This is a genomic window from Pseudorhodoplanes sp., from assembly GCF_035565855.1.
Lineage (GTDB): Bacteria > Pseudomonadota > Alphaproteobacteria > Rhizobiales > Xanthobacteraceae > Pseudorhodoplanes.
The window spans coordinates 1-6,071 of sequence record NZ_DATMRX010000046.1; the positions used below are offsets into that span (position 1 = coordinate 1).

Annotated in this window: 7 protein-coding genes; 6 read left to right on the forward strand and 1 reads right to left on the reverse strand. The window is 65.3% G+C overall.

Going from position 1 to position 6,071, the window contains the following annotated elements; all coding sequences use genetic code 11:
* Window positions 1-733: ATP-dependent helicase (locus tag VN004_RS02745; RefSeq protein ID WP_325606774.1), on the forward strand; the 733-nt coding region annotated here is incomplete at its 5' end.
* 106 nt (window positions 734-839) lie between these two features.
* On the opposite strand, the gene VN004_RS02750 is transcribed toward VN004_RS02745, so the two are convergent.
* Window positions 840-2,192: a PLP-dependent aminotransferase family protein gene (locus VN004_RS02750; RefSeq protein ID WP_325606776.1), complete on the reverse strand. Its 1,353-nt coding sequence runs from the start codon at window positions 2,190-2,192 to the stop codon at window positions 840-842.
* Between the two features lie 160 nt (window positions 2,193-2,352).
* On the opposite strand from VN004_RS02750, the gene VN004_RS02755 reads away from it, so the two are divergent.
* The 5 genes from VN004_RS02755 to VN004_RS02775 form a co-directional block, all read left to right on the forward strand.
* Window positions 2,353-3,216: a DMT family transporter gene (locus tag VN004_RS02755; RefSeq protein ID WP_325606777.1), complete on the forward strand. Its 864-nt coding sequence runs from the start codon at window positions 2,353-2,355 to the stop codon at window positions 3,214-3,216.
* Between the two features lie 148 nt (window positions 3,217-3,364).
* A complete protein-coding gene (locus VN004_RS02760; RefSeq protein ID WP_325606779.1) occupies window positions 3,365-3,874 on the forward strand; it encodes a hypothetical protein in 510 nt (169 codons plus the stop codon).
* Between the two features lie 219 nt (window positions 3,875-4,093).
* On the forward strand, window positions 4,094-4,606 hold the full coding sequence (locus VN004_RS02765; RefSeq protein ID WP_325606780.1) for a thioesterase family protein: 513 nt from the start codon (window positions 4,094-4,096) through the stop codon (window positions 4,604-4,606).
* Between the two features lie 124 nt (window positions 4,607-4,730).
* Window positions 4,731-5,327, forward strand: a complete 597-nt coding sequence (locus VN004_RS02770) for a TetR/AcrR family transcriptional regulator (protein WP_325606782.1) — start codon at window positions 4,731-4,733, stop codon at window positions 5,325-5,327.
* Between the two features lie 310 nt (window positions 5,328-5,637).
* Window positions 5,638-6,071: ABC transporter substrate-binding protein (locus VN004_RS02775; protein ID WP_325606784.1), on the forward strand; the 434-nt coding region annotated here is incomplete at its 3' end.

The following is a 6,071-nucleotide window of genomic DNA, read 5'->3' on the forward strand; positions in this document are numbered from 1 at the left end:
GCAGGTTGTCGAGACGATGGAAGGCGCGCTCGACGCGGTCATGGGCCTCTCGGCCTTCCGCGTGCCGCAGCGGGCGGAGGCCGACTGGCCAGCGTTCCTGGCGCTGTTCTCCGGCCTTCGCTTGCGTTCCGCGAGCTGGCCGGCCGATCTCGAGCAGGCACGGCTATGGTACGAGCCGCATCTCGAACGCATCCACGAGGACGCCGCCGCCCGCCGCGCCGACCTTCTGCAGCTCGAGCAAATCGCCGCCGCCTACGGCTCGCGCGAGCGCTTCCTGACCGACCTCACCCTCGATCCGCCGGATGCGGTGAGCGACCAGCCCGGCCCGCCGCATCTCGACGAAGACTATCTGATCCTGTCGACGATCCATTCCGCGAAAGGCCAGGAGTGGAAGAAGGTCTTCGTTCTCAACGCGGTCGACGGTTGCATGCCGATCGATCTCGCCGTGGGCGAAAAGCACGAGATCGAGGAGGAGCGCCGGCTGCTCTATGTGGCGATGACGCGGGCCAAGGATTCGCTCCATCTGATCACGCCGCAGCGCTTCTTCACGCACGGCCAGGCCCGCAACGGCGACCGCCACGTCTATGCCTCGCGCACGCGCTTCATCCCCGACCACATCCTCGACCGCTTCGAGCGCGTCGCCTGGCCGCCGGCGCCGATGCCGCAGGGGCGCATCGGCCAGCCGCGCGTCGAGATCGACCTGAGGAGCCGCATGCGAGGGATGTGGAAGTAGTACGAACAGGCTCAGAAAGTGCCGCCTCGGCCGCAGTTTCGCACCAAGGAGCGTACGAGAGGGGGACCTGCAAGAGAGCTTGCGCGTGAGAACGCGCCGCTATTGTCTATCCCCGCATCGCCCTCTCCAGCACCTTGAAAACCCTCTCGTCTCCGCATTGGGCGACGTTGAAGCGCATGAAGTGCGGCGCGGTCTGGGATGGGCTGAACGCGTTGCCTGGCGCAAGCACCAGCTTTTCCGCGAGGGCCCGGCGCGCGACCTCGCCGGCGTCGAGCCCATCCGGCAGGCGGCACCATAGGAACATGCCCGCCACCGGCTCCAGCCATGGTTCGATGCCCAGTCCCTTCAACCGGCGGTTGGTGGCGGCCATGGCTTTCGAGAGCCGCGCGCGCAGCGCCTCCATATGCTTGCGGTAGCTGCCGTCGGTGAGGGCCGTGAGGACGAGTTCGGCAGAAAGCCGGCGGCTCGAAAAGTCGGTGGCGATCCTGAGGTCGACCAGATTGTCGATCCAGTCGCGCGGGCCGGCGATGTAGCCGCAGCGCACCGAAGCCGAGAGCGTCTTCGAGCAGCTGGCGATGCGGATCACCCGCTCGAGCCCGTCGAGCTCGGCAAGGCGCGGCGCCGGCTCATGCTCGAAGTCGGCGAAGATGTCGTCTTCGATGACGATCAGCTCGTGTTCCGCCGCGAGCTTCAGGAGCCGGTGCGCGACGCTTGGCTGCAACGAGGCGCCCGTCGGGTTCTGCAGGCCGGAATTGGTGATGTAGAGGCGAGGCCTGTGTTCCGACAGGGCCTGGGCGAAGAGCCTGAGATCCGGTCCCGTCGGCGTCAGCGGAACGCCCACGACCCTCGCCCGGTGCGCGCGCAGGAGCGCGAGGAAATTGAAGTAGCAGGGGTCGTCGACGAGCACGGAATCGCCGGGCTCGATCAGGAACCGGCAGAGCAGGTCCAGGGCCTGCGTGCAGGATTCTGTGATCAGGATCTGGTCGGGCGCGGTCTCGATGCCGCGCTCGGCCATGCGGCGGGCCAGTAGCTGGCGCAAGGCCGGAAGCCCGCGCGGCGAGCCGTAGTCGGTGAGCGTCGCCGGCTCCGCCGCCCGGACGATGCCGCGCAACGCGCGCCGCAGGCTCTCGACCGGCATCCATTCGGCGGGGAGCCACCCGCAGCCGGGCTTGAGCAGGTCGGTCCCGGCTTCCAGCGACTGCCGCGACACCCAGAACGGGTCGACGGCCTGGTCGAGGCGCGGGCCGATCTCGGCCAGGGCCAGCGGCGCCAGGGGCGCTGCGACGTAAAAGCCGGAGCCGGGTCGCGAACGGATCGTCCCCTCGGCCGCCAGCCTGTCATAGGCCTCCACCACGGTCGACTTCGACACCTGCATGGTTTCGGCGAAGGCGCGGATCGAGGGAAGCCTCGACCCGGGGGTAAGGGAACGACGGGCGATGCGGTCGCGGATGGCCCCCATCACGCGTCCGACCCGTGTGCCCTCGGATTCGTTGGATGCCGATCGGTCCACCGTACTGCCACCTTCTCCAATACAGTTCGTCGAAATCGTAATGCACCGTCTCTGGAAAAGACAAGGGCTTCGGCGAACAGATGCGTCGAAACGAAGGGCTGGGCTCGCGATGGACAAGACGACCGAAGGCTGGATCAACGGATTGCTGGGTGTGCTGATCTTCAGCGGCTCCTTGCCTGCGACGCGCGTCGCCGTGGCCGAGTTCGACCCGGTTTTCCTGACGACGGCGCGCGCGACGATCGCCGGTCTTCTCTCTGCCTTGCTGCTTGTCGCGATGCGGCAGAAGCGGCCGCAACGCGGCGATCTCGTTCCGCTCCTCATCGTGTCGCTCGGCGTGGTGGTCGGCTTCCCCCTGTTGACGGCGCTGGCGCTCAAGCACGTCACTTCGGCGCATTCGATCGTCTTCGTCGGGCTGCTGCCGCTGGCGACCGCGATCTTCGGGGTCCTTCGCGCCGGCGAGCGGCCGCGCCCGCTGTTCTGGCTGTTTTCAGGCTTCGGCAGCGCCCTGGTGGCGGGCTTCGCGCTTGTCCAGGGTTTCTCGGCGTCGCCGGCGGGAGACCTTCTGATGCTCGCGGCAATCGTGGTGTGCGGGCTCGGCTATGCGGAGGGTGCGAAGCTGTCGCGCAGGCTAGGCGGATGGCAGGTGATCTGCTGGGCCCTGGTGCTGTCGCTGCCCGTCATGGGCGTGCTGACGCTCGCCACTTCGCCGGCGTCATGGAACGGCATCGGCGAGCCGGCCTGGATCGGCCTCGCCTATGTGTCGCTCTTCTCGATGCTCATCGGCTTCGTCTTCTGGTATCGCGGTCTGGCGCTCGGCGGCATCGCCGGCGTTGGCCAGTTGCAGTTGCTGCAGCCTTTTTTCGGCCTGACTTTGGCGGCCTTCCTGCTCGGCGAAGCCGTGAGCATGCTGATGGTGGCCGTCACTGCCGCCGTCGTACTCTGCGTTGCCGGCTCCCGGCGTTTCGCGAAATAGCGGCAAGAACAAACATCTGAAGCATGTCGCCCGAATCCGATCCCGCGCGACATGCTTTAGGCGCGAATCAGATTCCCTCATCCGGCTTCGATGTTCTATTGTGGCGGGCTGCCATAGGGAGTCCGCTTGAATGCCCGTTATTTTCATCGTGATCGTCCTGCTCGTGGCAGCAGTGCTGTGGTGGTACCGGCGCAAGATGATCAAGGAAGCAGCCAACGACGTTGCCGACGTTCTCGGACGGGTACGCGGATCTGTTCGACGGGAACGGCTCGAAGGCAAGGACGAAGTATCGGCGCTCACGGCGATCGACGACCCGGTGGTTGCCGCCGCGACGCTCATCCTTGCCGTGGCAACCGACGGGCCGCGCATGACCAGGGAGCGCGAGCAGGCGCTGCGCAAGGTCATTGTCGGCGTGGCCGCCCAGGGCAAGGCCCATGACGCCATCGACTACGCGAAATGGGCGACCGGCCGGGTGGGCGACGCGGGCGTGGTGATCGACACGCTGGCGCCTCTCCTGCGCGAGCGGCTCAATGAAGCGGAAAAAGGCGACCTCATCACCATGACGCGGCGCGTCGCGACTGCCGGAGGCCCGCCGCTGCCGATGCTCGAGATGCGCATGCACAAGCTCCGCCAGAAACTGGGCGTGGTGGTGCACTGAGCAGGGCGCCGGCCGCAGGAGGCTGCACCTCCGGGCGCCGCTGCGATGCCTGCAAATCCGCCATCAAGGCATTCGTCCAAAGAAAGCAGAGGCAAGGAAAGCCCCAGGATGTCTGCCGCATCGTCCGGTGCCAGAATCAAATCAGGATTCGAAAAATGTTGACGTGGACAAGGTCCTGCCCATAGGAGGGAGACAGCCGAAAGCAGGTCGGAGGTAGGAATGACGAGGTGGGAAGTGCCGTTGCCGGATCCCCGTCTTCATCAGTCAAAGCTTCAGGTGCGTCCCGAGTGGATCGACACCAACAATCATATGAATGCCTGCTACTATCTGGCCATCGTCAAGGAGCCGGCGATGGCGGCGCATGATTCCTGGGATTATGGCGAGGACTTCCGCAGGCGTACCGGGGAGTCGAACTTCGTGATCGACGCCGACGTCGCCTATTTGCGGGAGATGCTTCTGGGTGACGAAATCACCGTGACCACGCGCCTGGTCGAGGTGGACGACAAGCGCATCCGGGTGCTGTTCGAGGTGATCAACACATCGCGCAACTTCCTTGCGGCCTTGGTTCAATACCGGATCATCCATGTTAGGCTCGGGCCACCGCCCAAGGTGGTATCGATGCCGGCCGATCTCCATCAACGATTGCAGGAGCAGCTGGCTCTGCATCGATCCGTCCCGTTGCCCGACGGCGTCCAGAGGTTGAAGGGTTTCGAACGTTCACGTGCGAGCTAGGAAGAGCGCGATTGCCATGGCCCATACTCGTTCCCGCGCTCCGCAGGATGTCGCACTCCCGCCGGCGCCGCCCCCCCGGAACTCCGGCAAAAGCAAGCCCGCGGCGGACGATCAGCGTGCCGCCGTGAGGAAGCTCAGGAAGGCCGAAGTAACGCGAAGCCGCATTGTCGATGCCGCCGCCCATGTGTTCTGCCGCAAGGGCTATGCCTTGACGCGGCTCAGCGACATTGCCAAGCGCGCGCGCACCCAGACCGGCAGCATCTATTACCATTTCGAATCACGTGAGGCGATCGTGGCCGAGGTGCTGCGCGTCGCCAATCAGCGGACCCAGGATCGGGTCATCGACGCGATCAACGCGCTGCAGCCGGATGCCGACGTGCGCGACCGCATCACCGCGGCGATCCATGGCCATCTCGAGGTGGTCCTTGCCGGCGATGAGTACATTGCCGCGCATATGCGCATCTTCGACCAGCTTCCGGCCAGGCTGCGCGAGCGATTTCTCCGTGTCCTCGACGAGAACGCCCAGCTCTGGCGCGCGCTGCTCAACGAGGCCAGGGAGGAGGGGCTCGTCCGCGACGACGTCGATCTATCGGTGATCCGGTTGCTGCTGATCGGCATGATGAACTGGTCGGTGGAATGGTACCGGCAAGGCCGCCTGACGCCATCGCAGATCGCGGACCAGGTCACCATCCTGCTCTTCGAGGGAATCCGCCGACGCTAAAGCATGTCGCGCAAGTTGATTTGCGCGACATGCTTCGCGCTAATGGTTTCGTGCATGTGGTTACCCAAACCGCTGCACGGTCGGGTGAACGCATCGGCCGAATTTTGCCTCTTTTGCCAAGGGTTTCTAGAGAGTCCCGGACGTGGTCAAGGCAGGGCAAAGCTGCATCTCCGTCACGCGAAAAATCCGAATTCGAATTCGAATTCGATTGACAGCCACGGTCCCGCTGTGATGATCTCCCTCGCGTCGCCGGGGGGAGAGCCCGCGATCGGGTGGCTGCCACGCCCGCCATCACCAGGGAGGATATGGAATGTCTTCGATCTCTCGTCGCACCTTCGTGGGCGCCGGCGCCGCGGCCATCGGGGCAGCCGCGACCGGCTTCACCACCAGGGCATGGGCCCAGTCCAAGGATCCGATCCGCATCGGTATCCTCTTGCCGCTTTCAGGCGCGCAGTCGACCTATTCGGCGGACTGCCAGTTGTCGGCGCAGATCGCCGTCGACCAGATCAATGCCGCCGGCGGCATCATGGGACGCACGCTGGAGATCATCTATCAGGACGACAAGGCGAACCCCAATGCGGCGATTGCGGCGGCCAAGGAGCTGACCGGGCAGGGGATCAATCTCGTGATCGGCGGCCTGAACACGCCTTCGGCCCTTTCGGTCGCGGGTATCATGCCGGAATCGAAGAGCGTCTTCATGACGATCGGCTCGGTGGCCGACTCGTTGACGCACGAGTCCTTCAA